Annotated in this window: 13 protein-coding genes; 9 read left to right on the top strand and 4 right to left on the bottom strand. The window is 71.7% G+C overall.

All coding sequences use genetic code 11. The features are described from left to right. Positions 1-38: 38 nt before the first annotated feature. Positions 39-1,688 (top strand): alpha/beta hydrolase, encoded by a 1,650-nt coding sequence (locus tag ACFT4A_RS02255; RefSeq protein WP_382825149.1) that lies wholly within the window; start codon positions 39-41, stop codon positions 1,686-1,688. Between the two features lie 54 nt (positions 1,689-1,742). Here the strand turns inward: ACFT4A_RS02255 and ACFT4A_RS02250 are convergent, their stop codons facing one another. Then, positions 1,743-2,153: an MmpS family transport accessory protein gene (locus ACFT4A_RS02250; RefSeq protein WP_382825147.1), complete on the bottom strand. Its 411-nt coding sequence runs from the start codon at positions 2,151-2,153 to the stop codon at positions 1,743-1,745. An 85-nt stretch (positions 2,154-2,238) separates the two neighbouring features. On the opposite strand from ACFT4A_RS02250, the gene ACFT4A_RS02245 reads away from it, so the two are divergent. Next, a complete protein-coding gene (locus ACFT4A_RS02245) occupies positions 2,239-3,426 on the top strand; it encodes a spermidine/putrescine ABC transporter substrate-binding protein (protein WP_382825145.1) in 1,188 nt (395 codons plus the stop codon). 39 nt (positions 3,427-3,465) lie between these two features. Here ACFT4A_RS02245 and ACFT4A_RS02240 read toward each other — a convergent pair whose 3' ends face one another. Further along, positions 3,466-5,922 carry a SpoIIE family protein phosphatase gene (locus tag ACFT4A_RS02240; protein WP_382825143.1) on the bottom strand — a complete coding sequence of 819 codons (2,457 nt, stop codon included), beginning with the start codon at positions 5,920-5,922 and terminating at the stop codon, positions 3,466-3,468. 205 nt (positions 5,923-6,127) lie between these two features. Between ACFT4A_RS02240 and ACFT4A_RS02235 the strand changes: the two genes are divergently transcribed. The 6 genes from ACFT4A_RS02235 (at position 6,128) to ACFT4A_RS02210 (ending at position 12,909) form a co-directional block, all read left to right on the top strand. After that, complete coding sequence (locus ACFT4A_RS02235) at positions 6,128-7,477, top strand: MFS transporter (protein WP_382825141.1); 1,350 nt, start codon at positions 6,128-6,130, stop codon at positions 7,475-7,477. A gap of 22 nt (positions 7,478-7,499) precedes the next feature. Next, positions 7,500-8,156, top strand: coding sequence for a response regulator transcription factor (locus tag ACFT4A_RS02230; RefSeq protein ID WP_382825139.1), 657 nt, complete (start codon positions 7,500-7,502; stop codon positions 8,154-8,156). A gap of 27 nt (positions 8,157-8,183) precedes the next feature. Continuing rightward, a complete protein-coding gene (locus tag ACFT4A_RS02225) occupies positions 8,184-9,575 on the top strand; it encodes a sensor histidine kinase (protein ID WP_382825137.1) in 1,392 nt (463 codons plus the stop codon). Then, a complete protein-coding gene (locus ACFT4A_RS02220; protein WP_382825135.1) occupies positions 9,572-10,576 on the top strand; it encodes a TAXI family TRAP transporter solute-binding subunit in 1,005 nt (334 codons plus the stop codon). The genes ACFT4A_RS02225 and ACFT4A_RS02220 overlap by 4 nt, the downstream gene beginning before the upstream one ends. 74 nt (positions 10,577-10,650) lie before the next feature. Then, positions 10,651-11,595: an RNA polymerase sigma factor SigJ gene (gene sigJ / locus ACFT4A_RS02215; RefSeq protein ID WP_382825133.1), complete on the top strand. Its 945-nt coding sequence runs from the start codon at positions 10,651-10,653 to the stop codon at positions 11,593-11,595. A gap of 102 nt (positions 11,596-11,697) precedes the next feature. Continuing rightward, positions 11,698-12,909, top strand: coding sequence for an NAD(P)/FAD-dependent oxidoreductase (locus tag ACFT4A_RS02210; RefSeq protein WP_382825131.1), 1,212 nt, complete (start codon positions 11,698-11,700; stop codon positions 12,907-12,909). A gap of 22 nt (positions 12,910-12,931) precedes the next feature. Here the strand turns inward: ACFT4A_RS02210 and ACFT4A_RS02205 are convergent, their stop codons facing one another. Further along, positions 12,932-13,546 (bottom strand): TetR/AcrR family transcriptional regulator, encoded by a 615-nt coding sequence (locus ACFT4A_RS02205; protein ID WP_382825129.1) that lies wholly within the window; start codon positions 13,544-13,546, stop codon positions 12,932-12,934. A gap of 71 nt (positions 13,547-13,617) precedes the next feature. Between ACFT4A_RS02205 and ACFT4A_RS02200 the strand changes: the two genes are divergently transcribed. Next, a complete protein-coding gene (locus ACFT4A_RS02200; RefSeq protein WP_382825127.1) occupies positions 13,618-14,205 on the top strand; it encodes a peroxiredoxin-like family protein in 588 nt (195 codons plus the stop codon). 37 nt (positions 14,206-14,242) lie between these two features. Here the strand turns inward: ACFT4A_RS02200 and ACFT4A_RS02195 are convergent, their stop codons facing one another. Then, positions 14,243-14,869, bottom strand: coding sequence for a glyoxalase (locus ACFT4A_RS02195; RefSeq protein WP_382825125.1), 627 nt, complete (start codon positions 14,867-14,869; stop codon positions 14,243-14,245). Between the last annotated feature and the right edge of the window lie 62 nt (positions 14,870-14,931).

Raw genomic sequence — 14,931 nt, 5'->3', positions numbered from 1 at the left:
CTTTTCCGTCCGAACATGCGACCGGAAGGATCGATATCGTGCGCAGACGACGTCTCGCGCCCCTGTTGGCCGTGAGTGTCACGGCAATGCTGGCTCCCGCGCTCGCCACCTCGACGGCCACCGCCGCTCCGGCCGCCACCCCGTCGACCGCCCCTTCGTCCGCCTCCGCCAAGGGCGCGCTGGACCGGTATGTGCAGCAGAAGCCGCGGTGGAAGCGCTGCGAAGCCGACGCTCCGGCGGAGTTCGAGTGCGCCACGATCAAAGTCCCGCTGGACTACCGGGTTCCCGGGGGCAAGCGGATCGACTTAGCCATATCCAGGATCAGGAGCACCGCGCCCGACAAGCGCCGCGGTGTCCTGTTCTCCAACCCGGGCGGCCCCGGGGGGCCGGGGCTCTACATGCCGCTGGGGCTGCGGGAAACGCTCCCCGAGTCCGCGCAGCGGAAGTACGACCTCATCGGTTTCGACCCGCGCGGTGTGGGACGGAGCAGCCCGGTCTCCTGCGATCTGACGCCGGAGGAGGAGAACTGGCTGCGGCCGTACAAGGAGGAGACGTTCGACAAGGACGTCGCCTGGGCACGCGACGTCGCGAACAAGTGCGAGGAGAAGGCGGGCGACACGCTCGCGCACATCACCACGCGCAACACCGCGCGCGACATGGATCTGCTCCGGGCGATCCTCGGTGAGAAGAAGATCTCGTACGTGGGTTACTCGTACGGCACCTACCTGGGCGCGGTCTACACCCAGCTCTTCCCGGGGCGGGCCGACCGGTTCGTGCTGGACAGCGCGGTCGATCCGGCACGCGCCTGGCGGGGGATGATCCAGTGGTGGGCGGAGGGCGCCGAGCCCGCGTTCGACCGGTGGACCGGGTGGGCCGCCGAGCGTTCGGAGAAGTACGGCCTCGGTGACACCCCGAAGGAGGTCGACCGGACCTTCTGGGACTTGGTCGCACAGGCCGACGAGAAGCCCATCGAACTCGAGGGGCAGCCGATCACGGGTGATGACATCCGCAGCGGTATGCGCGGTGCGGTCTTCAGCCCTCAGGAAGCCACCGAGGCGTTCGTGGAGTTGAAGAAGGCGGCGGCCGGCGAGCCCGCCTCCGCGAAGAGGCTCGCGGCGTTCACCGGATCCGTGGGGACCGGGACGGCGGGCGCCGCCGCCGATGCCGCCGAGGTGCCGTCCGACAACATGACGGCGAGCTTCTGGGCCGTGGTGTGCGGCGACAACTCGGCCGCGTGGTCCCGCGATCCCGAGAGCTACCGGCAGGACGCCATCGAGGACAAGGGCCGATACCCGCTCTACGGTGACTTCGCGTCCAGCATCAAGCCCTGTGCGTTCTGGGACAAGTCCGCGGAACCGGCGACCAAGGTGAACAACAAGGTCCGCTCCCTGGTCGTCCAGAACGAGTGGGACTCGCAGACCCCGCTGCCCAGCGGCCAGGCCCTGCACGCCGCCCTGAAGGGGTCGAAGATGCTCACCGTCCTCGGCGGCGAGGGCCATGGCGTCTACCCGAACGGCAACGCCTGCACGGACGGCACGGTCACCGGCTACCTGATCTCGGGCAAGCTCCCCGCGAAGGACGTGACCTGCGAGGCGACGGCCGACTCGAACGCGGAGGCACGGAAGAACCGGAAGCAGGACGCACTCCCCGGGTCTCCGCTCCCGGAGCGCGCCCCGGACCGTTTCTGATCCCGGTCGCACGGCGGGACCTCCTGGCGGGGTCCCGCTCAGGCCTGCCCGGAGTCACCCCGTGACCGGTGACTCCGCGGTGCAACCGCCTGCGGTCACCAGCCCCTTGGCGCTCTGCTCCTCAAGCACCTTGCCCTTGTAGGTGATCTTGCACGCGACCTGTGCGCCCTCGGGATCCGCGGCGACCGGCATGACCGCCGCCGGCATGATGCCGCGCAGCTTGACCGTCTTCTTCCAGGGCAGCTCGGGCTTCGACACCGAATCGATCTTCGGCTCCAAGGCCTTGCCACCACCGCCGTGGAACTCGATCGAGTCGACGTTCTTCCCCGTCACCTCGTAGGTGACCTCGTACGTCTCGTCCACGGCCTTGTCGACCTGGTCCACCGCCTCGGAACAGGAACTGAGGCCGAGCGCGAGACCGACGACGGCGACGGAACAGACGGCCGCGCGGATGGTGCGGTGCATAGGGATCCCCCCGGATCGTGATGGTCGAGCTCGCAGGATGCTATCTCGACTGTTCGGTCGGGGAAGGGCGGGGCATGCTGCCCGAATGCCCCTGACGACGATCCCTCCGCTCTCCCGCCGCACCCTGCTGCGTGCGCTGGGTTCCGGCGCGGTGCTCGGCGGACTGGCCGGGTGCGGTGTGCCGGCAGCGTATGTGCGCCCCGGCGACCGTGCCGCCGCCGATCTCTCCGCCACCGACCGGCGGCTGATCTGGGCGAACTGGCCGCTGTACATCGACACCGACGACGAGAACCAGGCGCGGCGACCGACCCTGGAGGGCTTCGAGAAGCGCACCGGCGTATCGGTGGACTACGTCGAGGAGATCAACGACAACGACGAGTTCTTCGGCAAGATCAGCCCCGCGCTGATGAACCATCAGTCCACCGGGCGCGATCTGATCGTCATCAGCGACTGGATGTGCGCGCGGTTCGTACGGCTCGGCTGGGTGCAGGAGATGGACCGGGCGCGGCAGCCCAACGTGACCAGGTACCTGGACCCGCAGTTGCGTTCGCCGGCCTTCGATCCCGGCCGTAGGTGCACGGTGCCGTGGCAGTCCGGGATCACCGGGATCGCGTACAACCGGCGCAGGACCGGCCGGGAGATACGGCAGGTCTCCGATCTGTGGGCGAGCGACCTGAAGGGCCGGGTCACGCTGTTGTCGGGCTTGGACGAGGCCTTCGCCCTGCTGATGCAGGGCAACGGCGTCGACATCACCCGGTGGACGGCCGACGACTTCCACACGGTCTGCGACCAGGTGGAGGAGCAGGTGAACCGGGGTCAGATCCGGCGCTTCACCGGCAACGACTACATCAAGGATCTGTCGAGCGGGGACGTCCTGGCCTGTCAGGCGTACTCGGGTGATGTGATCCAGCTCCAGGCGGACGACCCGGACATCGAGTTCGTCGTCCCCGAAGGGGGCGCCGAACTGTGGGCCGAGTCGCTGATGATTCCCAACCTCGCCCGCCACAAGGCGAATGCCGAGCGGCTGATCGACTACTACTACGATCCCGAGGTCGCCGCCGAACTCGCCGCCTGGGTCAACTACGTCTGCCCGGTCCCTGCCGCCCGGGAGGTCCTCGCCTCCGCCAAGGACGAGGAGACGGCCGCGCTCGCCGAGAACCCGCTGATCTTCCCTGACGCGGAGCTGCGCGGACGGCTCGCCGTCGCGCGTGACATCACGTCGAGGGAGCGGGTGGAGTTCGGGAAGCGGTGGAACGGGATCGCGGGGTTGTAGGGCCTGTCTGTGGACGTGCCGCCTACGCGATTCCCCCGGTCACATCGCGCCCGGCCCCGAGTCGCCGGTCGACAGGGCCTGTTCCGCCCAGATGGTCTTTCCGCGGCGTGCGTGGCGGGTGCCCCATCTGCGGCTGAGTTGGGCGACCAGGAGCAGGCCGCGGCCGCCTTCGTCGTAGGTGAGGGCGCGGCGGAGGTGGGGTGCGGTGCTGCTGGCGTCGGAGACCTCGCAGATCAGGTTGCGGTCGAGGATGAGGCGCAGTTCGATGGGCGGCTCGGCGTAGCGGATGGCGTTGGTGATCAGTTCGCTGACCACGAGTTCGGTGACGAACGCGTCCTCCTCCAGGTTCCACTCCTGCAACTGCCGAGTGACGCTGCTCCGGATCCGGGCGACCTCGGACGGTTCCGGGGGTACGTCCCAGGTGGCCACATGGGCGGAGTCCAGGGCCTTCGTCCGGGCCAGCAGCAGCGCCACGTCGTCGGCCGCGCGGTCCGGGAGCAGGGCCTGCAGCACGTCGTCGCAGGTGCTCTCCAACGAGGAACCCGCTCGGGCCAGCGTCTTGAGCAGGTCGTCGACCCCCTGGTCGATGTCGCGTCCGCGCGCCTCGACGAGACCGTCGGTGTAGAGCGCGAGCAGGCTGCCTTCGGGCAGCTCGATCTCGGTCGACTCGAACGGCAGGCCGCCCAGTCCCAGGGGCGGCCCGGCGGGAAGGTCGAGCAGAAACGGCTCGCTGCCGGGGATGAGCAGCGCCGGCGCGGGATGGCCCGCGCGGGCCACGCAGCAGCGCCGGTTGACCGGGTCGTAGACGGCGTAGAGACAGGTGGCGCCTATGTCGGCGACGCTGCCGGGTGCGTCCTCGCTCTCGGCCGACAGCCGGTCCACCAGATCGTCCAGGTGCGTCATGAGCTCGTCGGGCGGGAGGTCGACGTCGGCCAGGGTGCGCACGGTCGCGCGCAGCCGCCCCATGGAGGCCGAGGCCTGGATCCCGTGCCCGACGACATCGCCGACGACGAGCGCCACCCGGGCGCCGGAGAGCGGGATGACGTCGAACCAGTCGCCTCCCACACCGGCCTGGGCACTGGCCGGCAGATAGCGCGAGGCGGTGTCGACCGCGGGCTGCCGGGGATGGCCCTGCGGCAGCAGGCTGCTCTGCAGGGTCAGCGCGGTGGTGCGCTCCCGGGTGTAGCGGCGGGCGTTGTCGATGCTCAGAGCGGCCCGGGCGGTGATCTCCTGTGCCAGGAGCAGATCGTCCTCCATGAAGGGTTCCGGACTGCGGTGCCGGGTGAAGGTGGCCACGCCGAGCGTGTGGCCGCGGGCCCGCATCGGCACCGCCAGGACCGAGTGGAAGCCGAAGCGTCGTACCCGTTCCGCCCGGTCCGGGGCCTGGCTCTCCCATTTCGCCACCCCGGCCGGGGTCACCTGATGGATCAGGGGCTGTCCCGAGGCGAGGACCTCGGCGGCCGGTGACACGTTCGGGTAGACGGCGACCGTACCCAGCTCCACCACGGCTTCGGGGCACCCCGGAAGGACCGACTGGTTGGCCACCCGGCGCAGCGTGACCGAACTGGGCAGGGTCATGGCGCGCAGCTCCTGGTCGTCCTCGATGTCGGGGAGCAGGTCCACGGTGACGAAGTCCGCCAGCTGCCCGACGGCGACGTCGGCCAGTTCCTGAGCGGTCTGGGTCAGGTCGAGGGTGGTGCCGATACGGACCCCGGCCTCGGCGACCAGGGCGAGGCGCTGCCGGGCCAGGTGCTCCTCGGTCATGTTGTGGGCGGACAGCAGAACGCCCTGCACCGTGCCGTCGGGTTCGCGCACCGGTGCCAGGGTCACCGACCACAGGCTCTCCCACCGGTCGCCGGACAGTTGCAGTGCGGCCCGCAGGTGCTGTCGTTCGCCGGTCTCCAGGACCCGCAGCATCAGGTGCTCGGTGCGGTCGCTCTCCGCGTCGAGGACGATCTCCGACACCCGTAGCCCGCGCATCTCGGCTTCGGTCAGACCCATCACGCGTTCCATGTCCGCGTTGGCCCGCAGCAGCCGCAGCCGCGTGTCGTAGAGCGCCGTGGTGCACGGGGACTGGGTGAGTGACCACCCGAGCAGGCTGTCCTCGTCGACCTCCGCACGGGAGCGGGCGACCGGCGAGACGAGAAGCCACTCGGGGCTGTGGCCGTCGCCCGAGGGGCCCCGTTCACGGCGGTGGGCCAGCAGACTCACCCGGACGAGGCGGCCGTCCCTGTGGCGGAGGCTCACCGAGCCGTTCCACCGGCGCAGTCCCGTGATGGACCGCAGCGTGTCGGCGGGCGGCTCTTCGGCGAGCAGCAGGGTGGCGGAGCGGCCCGTGACCTCCGCCTCCTGGTACCCCAGCAGCCGTCGTGCGCCTTCGCTCCACCCGGTCAGCCTGCCGTGTGCGTCCACGACCGCTCTGGCCGTTGCCGCCTCGCCGTCGGCCTGCACCGGCTCCGCCACCGGCTCGTCCCCGGTGGTTCCCGGTTGCGTCATCGCGCCATCCTGCCCAAAGAAGCACCGGACCCTGATCGCTATACACGGTATTGAGTGCAAACCAGGATAATTGAGTATTCATCCGTGGTCACCATATGGCGAGGGACCTCCCTAAGGGACTGTAAGGACTTGGCTCCCGACATTGAGCGGCCCTGTGCGCGCCGTCGACTCTGTGTGCTTCCGGGCCGCAGACAAGGGAGTTCCGATGGCCACACAGACCACCGCCGAGCGTGCGCGGAAACCGCGCCGCGACGAACGCAGGGTCGTCAGCAACATCGTCCGCGGATCGATCGGCAATCTGATCGAGTGGTACGACTGGTACGCGTACACCGCGTTCAGTGTGTATTTCGCGTCCGTCTTCTTCCCCTCAGGCGACCAGACGGCCCAGCTGCTGAACACCGCGGCGGTGTTCGCCGTCGGCTTCCTGATGCGGCCGATCGGTGGCTGGGTGCTGGGCCGCTACGCCGACCGCCGTGGCCGCCGCGCGGCGCTGACGCTGTCGGTGACGCTGATGGCGGCCGGTTCGCTGATCGTCGCGCTGACCCCGTCGTACGGCTCGATCGGGGTCGCCGCGCCGGTCCTCCTGGTCACCGCGCGGCTGCTGCAGGGGCTCTCGGTGGGAGGTGAGTACTCGACCTCCGCCACCTATATGTCCGAGGTGGCCACGCCAGGCCGCCGCGGCTATTACTCGAGTTTCCAGTACGTCACCTTGATCGCCGGCCAGCTGACGGCGCTCGGCCTGCAGATCGTGCTGCAGCAGGTGCTCAGCCCCGCGCAGATGGACTCCTGGGGATGGCGGATCGCGTTCGTCGTCGGCGCCGCGGGAGCGGTGATCGTGCTGTGGCTGCGGCGCGGCATGGACGAGTCCGAGAGCTTCGAGCGCGCCGCCTCGGAGGGCGAGAAGGAGCAGGACGGCCCGGCCCGCGGCAGCCTGCGGCTGCTGCTGTCCTACCCGCGCCAGTGCCTGGTCGTGGTGGGGCTGACCATGGGCGGCACGCTGTTCTTCTACACGTACACGACCTATCTGCAGAAGTTCATGGTCAACACCAGCGGCATCGCCAAGCCGACCGCTGCCTGGATCAACTTCTTCGCACTGCTCGTGTTCGTCCTGCTCCAGCCGGTGATGGGGCTGCTCTCCGACCGGGTGGGGCGGCGTCCCCTGCTGATCGCGTTCGGGGCGCTGGGCACCGTGGTGGTGGTGCCCTCGCTCACCCTGCTGTCGCACACCAGCGACCCCGTGTACGCGTTCCTGCTCATGGTCGGGCCGCTGGCCGTCAGCTCCCTGTACACCTCGATCAGCGCGGTGGTGAAGGCCGAGCTGTTCCCGACCTCGATCCGGGCGCTCGGCGTCGGCCTGCCGTACGCGCTGACCGTGGCCGTGTTCGGCGGTACCGCCGAGTACATCGCCCTCTGGTTCAAGAAGGCCGGACACGAGAACTGGTACTTCTACTACGTGACCGCCTGTGTCCTGATCTCGCTGCTCGTCTACATTCGGATGCGCGAGACCTCCGACGCGTCCCCGCTGGACGAGGACGATTCCCGGTCTCGCGACTGACGAGGCGGGAAGGGAGGCAGCCGTGCGGGTGCTGCTGGCCGAGGACGACGACGGTGTGGCGGGCGCGCTGACCGAGGCCCTGTACGACAACGGCCACACGCCGGCCAGGGTCAAGCGCGGCGAGGACGTCCTCGCCCGCCACCGGCAGGCGGACCTGCTGCTGCTCGACCTCGGCCTGCCCGACCTGGACGGTCTGGAGGTGCTGCGCAAGCTGCGCGCGGTCAGCCCCCTGCCGGTGGTGGTGCTGACCGCGCGGGGCGACGAACGGTCGGTGGTGCGCGGCCTGCGGCTGGGCGCCGACGACTACCTGGTCAAGCCGGTCCGGCTGGCCGAGCTGCTGGCCCGTATCGAGGCCGTCACCCGCCGCGCGGCGCCCGCCGCCCCGGCGGCGCGCACCGTCCGCGTCGCCGATGTCGAGGTCGACCTCGACGCCCGCCGGGTGACGGTCGGCGGCGCGGAGGTGCGGCTGACCACCAAGGAGTTCGAGGTGCTCGCCGCGCTGGCGGCCCGGGCCGGCACGGCGGTCAGCCGCCAGCAGCTGATGGACGAGGTGTGGGGCGACGCGTTCCTCGCCGTGTCCCGCTCGCTCGACGTGCACCTCACCCAGGTGCGGGCCAAGCTCGGCCGCCCCGAGGTGCTGACCACCATCCGCGGCTTCGGCTACCGCTTCGGCGACTGAGCCGCTTTCTCACGGCAGGCCCTGTTCATGCGCACCCGCGTCCTCACCGTGGTCCTGGCCTTCGTGGTCCTCGCGGTGGCCGGCTTCGCCGTCCCGCTGCTGGCCGTCACCTCGGCGCAGCGCACCCAGCAGCTCGTCTCGGCGCGCACCGCCGACCTCGACCGTTTCGCCGGGCTGGCCGAGCAGGCCGCAGAGAGCGACGACACCGGCGCGCTCACCGCCGACGTGCGGCGCTACACCGAGCTGTACGGCGAGGCCGTCGTGGTCGTGGACGCCCGCCGCGCCCCGGTGGTGCAGACGGGCGGCCTGCGCGCCGCCGACCCGGCCGTCGCCCGGCTGGTCGACGCGGCGCTGCGCAACCAGCCCGTCTCTCCCGGAGGGACGCTGCGGCCCTGGTCGCGGGCCGACCGGCTGCTCGCCCGTCCCGTGGGCACCGGCACCAGGGTGTCCGGTGCCGTGGTGCTGCGGGCCTCGGTGCGGGTCGCGGCGGACGACATCGCCCTGCGCTGGGCGCTTGTCCTGGCCGGGGCGGGTCTGTTCGCCATGGCCTGTGTGCTGCTCGCCCGCCGGGCCACGCAGTGGGTCGTACGGCCGCTGCACCGCCTGGACCGCGCGGTCGGCACCCTGGCCGCCGGGCTGCCGCCCGAGCACGCGCGGGCCGGCGGTCCGCCGGAGCTGCGCCAGCTGGCCACCGGCTTCAACCGCATGGCCGACGGGGTCACCACCGCGCTGGAACAGCAGCGCCGGCTCGTCGCCGACACCTCGCACCAGCTGCGCAACCCTCTGGCCGCCCTGCGGCTGCGCGTCGACTCGCTCCAGCCCCATCTGCGCACCTCCGCCACCCGTACCTACAACGGGGTGACCTCCGAACTCGAACGCATGGAGCTTCTCCTCGACGACCTGCTCACCCTGGCGAACGCCGAGCACCGGGCCGGCGAACTGGCCGTCACGGACACGCGGGAGGCGTGCTGCGACGCGACGGCGGTCGCCGCGGCCCAGGCCCGGCTGTGGCAGCCGGTGGCGGAACAGGCCGGAGTCCGCCTGGAGTTCGTTCCCGGCCCCGCCGTTCTCATGGCCTGTCCGGAGGGAGAGCTGGCCCAGGTGGCCGACATCCTCTTCGACAACGCGATCAAGTACGCCGGGAGCGGCGCCCGTGTGGAGGCGCGCTGCCTCGCCGAGGGCCCGGACGCGGTGCTGGAGGTACGGGACGACGGGCCGGGCCTCGCGACCGGCGAACTCCCCCGGGCGGGCACCCGCTTCTGGCGCTCGGAGCGGCACCGCGAGGTACGCGGCAGCGGTCTCGGTCTGGCGATCGCCGAGCGGCTGGTCGCCGGTCACGCCGGACACGTCGAGTTCACGGCGGCCCGACCGCACGGCCTGCGCGTCCGGGTCGTACTCCCGAAGGGGCACACGGCATGACCGGCCCCGTCCGCGGCACGACCCGCCGCACCGCGCTGCGCGCCGCACTCGGCGTGGCGGGCACCGGCCTGCTCGCGGGCTCGGCGGCGGCCGACGCCCGGCGCGCGGACAGCGGCCCGCAGGGAGAGCTGCGGATCGCGACCGGCGAGACCGACGGCTTCTACGCGGCCTTCGGCCGACTGCTCGCCGCCCAGGTCACGGCCGCCTACCCGCGGCTGTCCTGCGAGGTGGTCAGCAGCGAGGGCAGCGTGGACAACGTACGGCTGCTCCAGGCCCGGCGGGCCGATGTGGCACCGGCCCTGTCGGACATCGCGTGGGCGGCGTACGGCGGCACCCCGCCCTTCGGCCGCCGCGTCCCGCTGCGTGCGATCGGCCGGGTCTACGAGAACTACGTGCAACTGGCCGTGCGCGCCGACGCCCCCCTCCACACGGTGACCGACCTGGCGGGCCGCACCGTCTCGCTGGGCGCGGCCGCGTCCGGCGGAGCGGTGCTCGGCGACCGGCTGCTGCGCGTCGCGGGCCTGACCCCCGGCACCGACGTACGGGTCCGGCATCTGCTGATGCCGGAGGCGGCCCGTGCGATGCGGGCCGGAACGATCGACGCCCTGCTGGTCGCCGGGGGCGTACCGCTCCCGGTGCTCTCCTGGCTCGACACGGACCCCGGTATCCGCCTGCTGCCCCTGTCCGGTCTGCTGCCCCGGCTGCGCGCCGGCCTCGGCCCGGCGGGATCGGGTCTGGAGGCGGTGTCGGTGCCGGCCAGGGCGTACCGGAGGACCCCCGAGGTCCCCACCATCGGCGTCGCCAACCTCCTGCTCTGCCGGCCCGGCCTCCCCGCCCCCGTGGCCGCCGCCCTCACCCACGTCCTGGTCCGCCGGGCCGCCCGCCTGGTCCCGGTCCCGGCCCTCGGCACGCAGTTCCTCGACGCCCGCAGCCTGATCTCCACGGGCGCCGTCCCCCTGCACCCGGGGGCGGTCGCCGCCTATCGCGAACTGCACGGCTAGCGAAGCCGCTTGGCCGCTGTCCCTCAGCGGCCGCGCCGTCCCTCGGCAGCCGCGCGCGGGCTAAGATCCCGGTCATGGCCCTGACCATGAGCGACGTGGACCGGTTCGAAGCTGCCAGGCCCCGCCTGGAGGCCATCGCCTACCGTCTCCTCGGTTCCGCGAGCGAGGCCGAGGACGCCGTGCAGGAGACCTTCCTGCGCTGGCAGGCCGCCGGCAGCGACCACATCGAGGTCCCCGAGGCCTGGCTGACGAAGGTGCTCACCAACCTGTGCCTCAACCAGCTCACCTCGGCCCGCGCGCGGCGTGAGACCTATGTGGGCCAGTGGCTCCCCGAGCCGGTCCTCGCCGGTGACCCCATGCTCGGCCCGGCCGACACCGCCGAACAGCGCGAATCGGTCTCGTACGCGGTCCTCGCCCTGCTGGAACGCCTCTCCCCCAACGAGCGGGCGGTGTACGTCCTGCGGGAGGCGTTCGGCTACCCGCACCGGGAGATCGCCGAGATCCTCGACATCACCGAGGCCGCCGGCCAGCAGATCCTCCACCGCGCCAAGAAGCACGTCGCGGACGGCAAGGCCCGCACCGAGGTCGACGAGGCCGCCGCCCGGCGGATCGTCGACGAGTTCCTCGCGGCCGCCACCAGTGGCCGGACCGAGCCGCTCGTGCGGCTGCTCACCCAGGACGCCATCGCGGTCGGCGACGGCGGCGGGAAGGTCCCGGCCCGCGCCAGGGCCTTCGAGGGCGCCCTCGCGGTCGCGAAGTTCATGCGGGGTCTGTTCAAGCCCGGCAAGGCCAAGCGCGACCTGGTCGGCGGCTCGCCCGACGTCTACGCCACGACCGCCAACGGCGGCCCCGCCCTCGTGGTGGTCCTCGGCGGCCGGGTCATCGGCGTGATGTGCCTGGAGATCACCGCCGAGGGCATCGCCGCCTTCCGCAACCAGGTCAACCCCGACAAGCTCGAACGCGCGACCAGGCAGTGGGCGGCCACCGAGCACGGCGACCCGCTGCTCACGGTCTTCTGACACCGCCGACGATGATGTGACGTGCTTCACACCGCGTTCCTGTCAGGAAACAGCGGGCCGTCCGGTTCAAGGGGCGAATCCCGTTCGAGACAGGAGCCCGAAATGCAGCACCGCATCGTCGTTCTCGGAGCCGGCTACACCGGAGCCATCGCCGCCGGCCGCCTCGCCAGGCGGCTGCACCGTGAAGACGTCGCCATCACCCTCGTCAATGCCGAGCCCGACTTCGTCGAGCGGGTCCGGATGCACCAGCTCGCGGCCGGCCAGGACCTCAGGCCCCGGCCCTTCGGCGAGATGTTCGCGGGCACCGGCGTCGCGCTGAAGCTCGCGAAGGTCACCGGCGTCGACGTCGACCGCAGGACCGTCACCGTCGTCGACGCGAAGGGCCCCGGGGAGCCGCAGGCCGAGGAGCTGGCGTACGACACCCTCGTGTACGCCCTCGGCAGCGACTGGAACGACCAGGGCGTCCCCGGCGTCGCCGAGCACGCCCACCAGATCGCCGGCCGCCCCGGGGCACTGCGGTTGCGCGAGCGCTTGTCCCGCCTGGACGCCGGAGAGTCCGTGGTCGTGGTCGGCGGCGGGCTCACCGGCCTGGAGGCCGCGACCGAGCTCGCCGAGGCCCGCCCGGACCTCGACGTCGCCCTCGCCGCCCGCGGCGAGCTCGGCGACTGGCTCTCCCCCAAGGGCCGCCGACACCTGAGGAAGGTCTGCGGCAAGCTCGGCATCACCGTCCACGAGAACTCCTCCGTCACCGGCGTCGAGGCCGACCGCGTCACCACCGCCGACGGCGAGCCGATCCCCGCCGCGGTCACTGTGTGGACCACCGGCTTCGCCGTCCACCCGATCGCGCAGGCCACCACCCTGGACGTCGACGACACCGGGCAGATCCTGGTCGACGGCACCATGCGCTCGGTCTCGCACCCGGACGTGTACGCCGTCGGCGACGCGGCCCTGGCCATGGGCCCCGGCGACAAGCCGCTGCGGATGTCGTGCGCCTCCGGCACCCCCATGGCATGGCAGGCCGCCGACGCCATCGCGGCCCGCCTGACCGGCGGGAAGCTCCCGACCGTGCCGCTGCGCTACTTCAACCAGTGCATCTCGCTGGGCCGCAAGGAAGGCCTGATCCAGTACGTCACCGCCGACGACCGCGCCGTCCGGACGGCTCTGACGGGCCGGTTCGCCGCCGTCTACAAGGAACTGATCTGCAAGGGCGCGGCCTGGGGTGTCGCCAACCCGATGCTCGGCCTGCCGACCCGCCGCCGCCACGTCGTCCGGCAGCCGGCCGGGACGGAGTCACCGCTCAGGACAGCGGCCTGACGCGCGCGGTGGCCCGACGGCCTCATGCGCCGAGACCGTCGAGGAACAGGGCGAGCCCTCCCGTGAACTCCTGATCGGCGCCGATGTCGCGGGCGTGTTGGGCGGTCTCGATCATGTGCGGGAACTCGGCGGGCGGCAGCTCGGTGATGGCTGTCGTCCCCGGCCCGGACAGGGGCCCGAGGTGTTCCAGCTGGATCGCTCCGATGACGTAGGCGAGCAGGCCGCGCAGGGCGACGACCCGACGGTCGCCCTCGACGCCGGCCTCGGTGAGGAGCGCGGTCACGGTCTCCGACCAGCGCAGTACTCCGCGGGAGTGGTGCCGGTGGGTGATGGTCAGGGGGACGACCGCCGGATGGGCGCCCACGGTGTCGCGCAGACGCCGCGCCATGACCTCGATCCGCTCGCGCCGTGACGCGGCGGGATCCGGGGGCTCGGCGTCCACGGCGTTCAGCACGAGCTCGACGACGAGCCGTTCGAGTTCCTCGCGGTCGTGCACGTACCGGTAGAGCCCCATGGTGCTCATGCCGAGCTCCTGGGCGACGGCGCGCATCGACAGCCCGGCGAGCCCTTCGCGGTCGATGACGGCGAGAGCGGCCGAGGCGAGCTGATCGGGGGTGAGGGAACGCGGGCGTGGCATGACGGTTGACAGCGTACGGCATACGCTTACGCTGGTAGGCGTACACCGTACGCCAACGGAGGGGAACGTCCATGCGCCTGTCCCGCAGTCCGGTGGAGCCCGGTTCCACCGTGAACGCACGCACTCTCACCGCCGTCTCCGGCGACCGGGTCGCCGTTCCCGATCCGGACCGGCTGATCCACCTCCAGTTCCGGCGGTTCGCCGGCTGCCCGGTCTGCAATCTGCACCTGCGGTCGGTCGTCAGGCGCCACGGGGAGATCGAGGCCGCCGGTGTACGCGAGGTCGTGGTCTTCCACTCGCCCGCCGAGGAACTGTCGCCCCATACGGCCGATCTCCCGTTCGCCGTCGTCGCCGACCCCACCAGGAGGCTGTACACGGAGTTCGGTGTGGAGCGGTCGCCCCGCGCCCTGCTCAGCCCGCGGGCCTGGGGGCCGATCGTCCGGGCGGTCCTCAGCGGCGCACGGGAGGTCGCCCGCGGGCGGGAGCGCCTGCCCTCGACCAGCCCGCACGGCGGTCGGCTCGGCCTGCCCGCCGACTTCCTCATCGCGCCCGGCGGCCGTGTCCTCGCCGCCAAGTACGGCGAGCACGTCTACGACCAGTGGCCGGTCGACGAACTGCTGGAACTGGCGTCCCGCACACCGCGCACGCCCGCCCGGTGAAGCCGGCACCGCATCTGGGGATACGGCTTCGTGCGGTTCACAGCGACGCGTTCTCCGGCGCCGTCGCCCAGGCGAAGCCGTCCGGGTCGGTGAAGGTCCCGGCGTCGCTGTCGACCGTGAGCCGGTGCGATCCGGTGCCGTCGGGTGAGATGCCGACGAGCTTGGCGAGGCCGCGGCGCTTGTACAGGGCCAGCTTGACCGGACCCGGACCGGTGGCGAACTCGACGTACTTGCCGCCGAAGCTCTTCGCCACGGCGAGGCCGTGATCGGCGTAGAACTGCTTGCTGGCCTTCACGTCCTCGACGCCGAGCAGGAGCACGATCTCGTCGATCTGCCGGGTGGCCGGGCCGGTGTTCTTCTTGGACGACGAGGCCACCTGCCAGATCGTCCCGTCCGGGGCCTGCACGACGCCCCCATAGCCCCAGAGCGACTTGGCGGCGGGCTTCAGGGTCGCGGCACCGGCGTCCACGGCGGCGTCGACGAGGGCGTCCACATTGGCCGGCTGGGACACCACGAGCGACAGGGTGAACCCGCGGAAGCCGGTGCTCGGTGTCTCCGAGGCCCGCAGGCGTACCTGACCGCCCAGGCCGAAGGCGGTGGTGAGGAAGCGCTCGGCGGCGGTGGGGTCGGCCACCTCGAGGGTGACGGATGCGATGGAAGTCATGAGTCGACGCTAGGTCGGCTCCGGAGTCCGCGCTTCTCGATTCCTGACCGGAACGGCGACGG

The organism is Streptomyces sp. NPDC057099, from assembly GCF_042671245.1.
Lineage (GTDB): Bacteria > Actinomycetota > Actinomycetes > Streptomycetales > Streptomycetaceae > Streptomyces > Streptomyces purpurascens.
This window is presented reverse-complemented; position numbering and strand designations above follow the sequence as displayed.

Bases quoted from the DNA above. Each gene is read 5' to 3' on its own strand.
- ACFT4A_RS02250 (WP_382825147.1), bottom strand. From the start codon at position 2,153: ATGCACCGCACCATCCGCGCGGCCGTCTGTTCCGTCGCCGTCGTCGGT.
- ACFT4A_RS02245 (WP_382825145.1), top strand. From the start codon at position 2,239: ATGCCCCTGACGACGATCCCTCCGCTCTCCCGCCGCACCCTGCTGCGT.
- ACFT4A_RS02240 (WP_382825143.1), bottom strand. From the start codon at position 5,922: ATGACGCAACCGGGAACCACCGGGGACGAGCCGGTGGCGGAGCCGGTG.
- ACFT4A_RS02235 (WP_382825141.1), top strand. From the start codon at position 6,128: ATGGCCACACAGACCACCGCCGAGCGTGCGCGGAAACCGCGCCGCGAC.
- ACFT4A_RS02225 (WP_382825137.1), top strand. From the start codon at position 8,184: ATGCGCACCCGCGTCCTCACCGTGGTCCTGGCCTTCGTGGTCCTCGCG.
- ACFT4A_RS02220 (WP_382825135.1), top strand. From the start codon at position 9,572: ATGACCGGCCCCGTCCGCGGCACGACCCGCCGCACCGCGCTGCGCGCC.
- sigJ (WP_382825133.1), top strand. From the start codon at position 10,651: ATGGCCCTGACCATGAGCGACGTGGACCGGTTCGAAGCTGCCAGGCCC.
- ACFT4A_RS02210 (WP_382825131.1), top strand. From the start codon at position 11,698: ATGCAGCACCGCATCGTCGTTCTCGGAGCCGGCTACACCGGAGCCATC.
- ACFT4A_RS02205 (WP_382825129.1), bottom strand. From the start codon at position 13,546: ATGCCACGCCCGCGTTCCCTCACCCCCGATCAGCTCGCCTCGGCCGCT.
- ACFT4A_RS02200 (WP_382825127.1), top strand. From the start codon at position 13,618: ATGCGCCTGTCCCGCAGTCCGGTGGAGCCCGGTTCCACCGTGAACGCA.
- ACFT4A_RS02195 (WP_382825125.1), bottom strand. From the start codon at position 14,869: ATGACTTCCATCGCATCCGTCACCCTCGAGGTGGCCGACCCCACCGCC.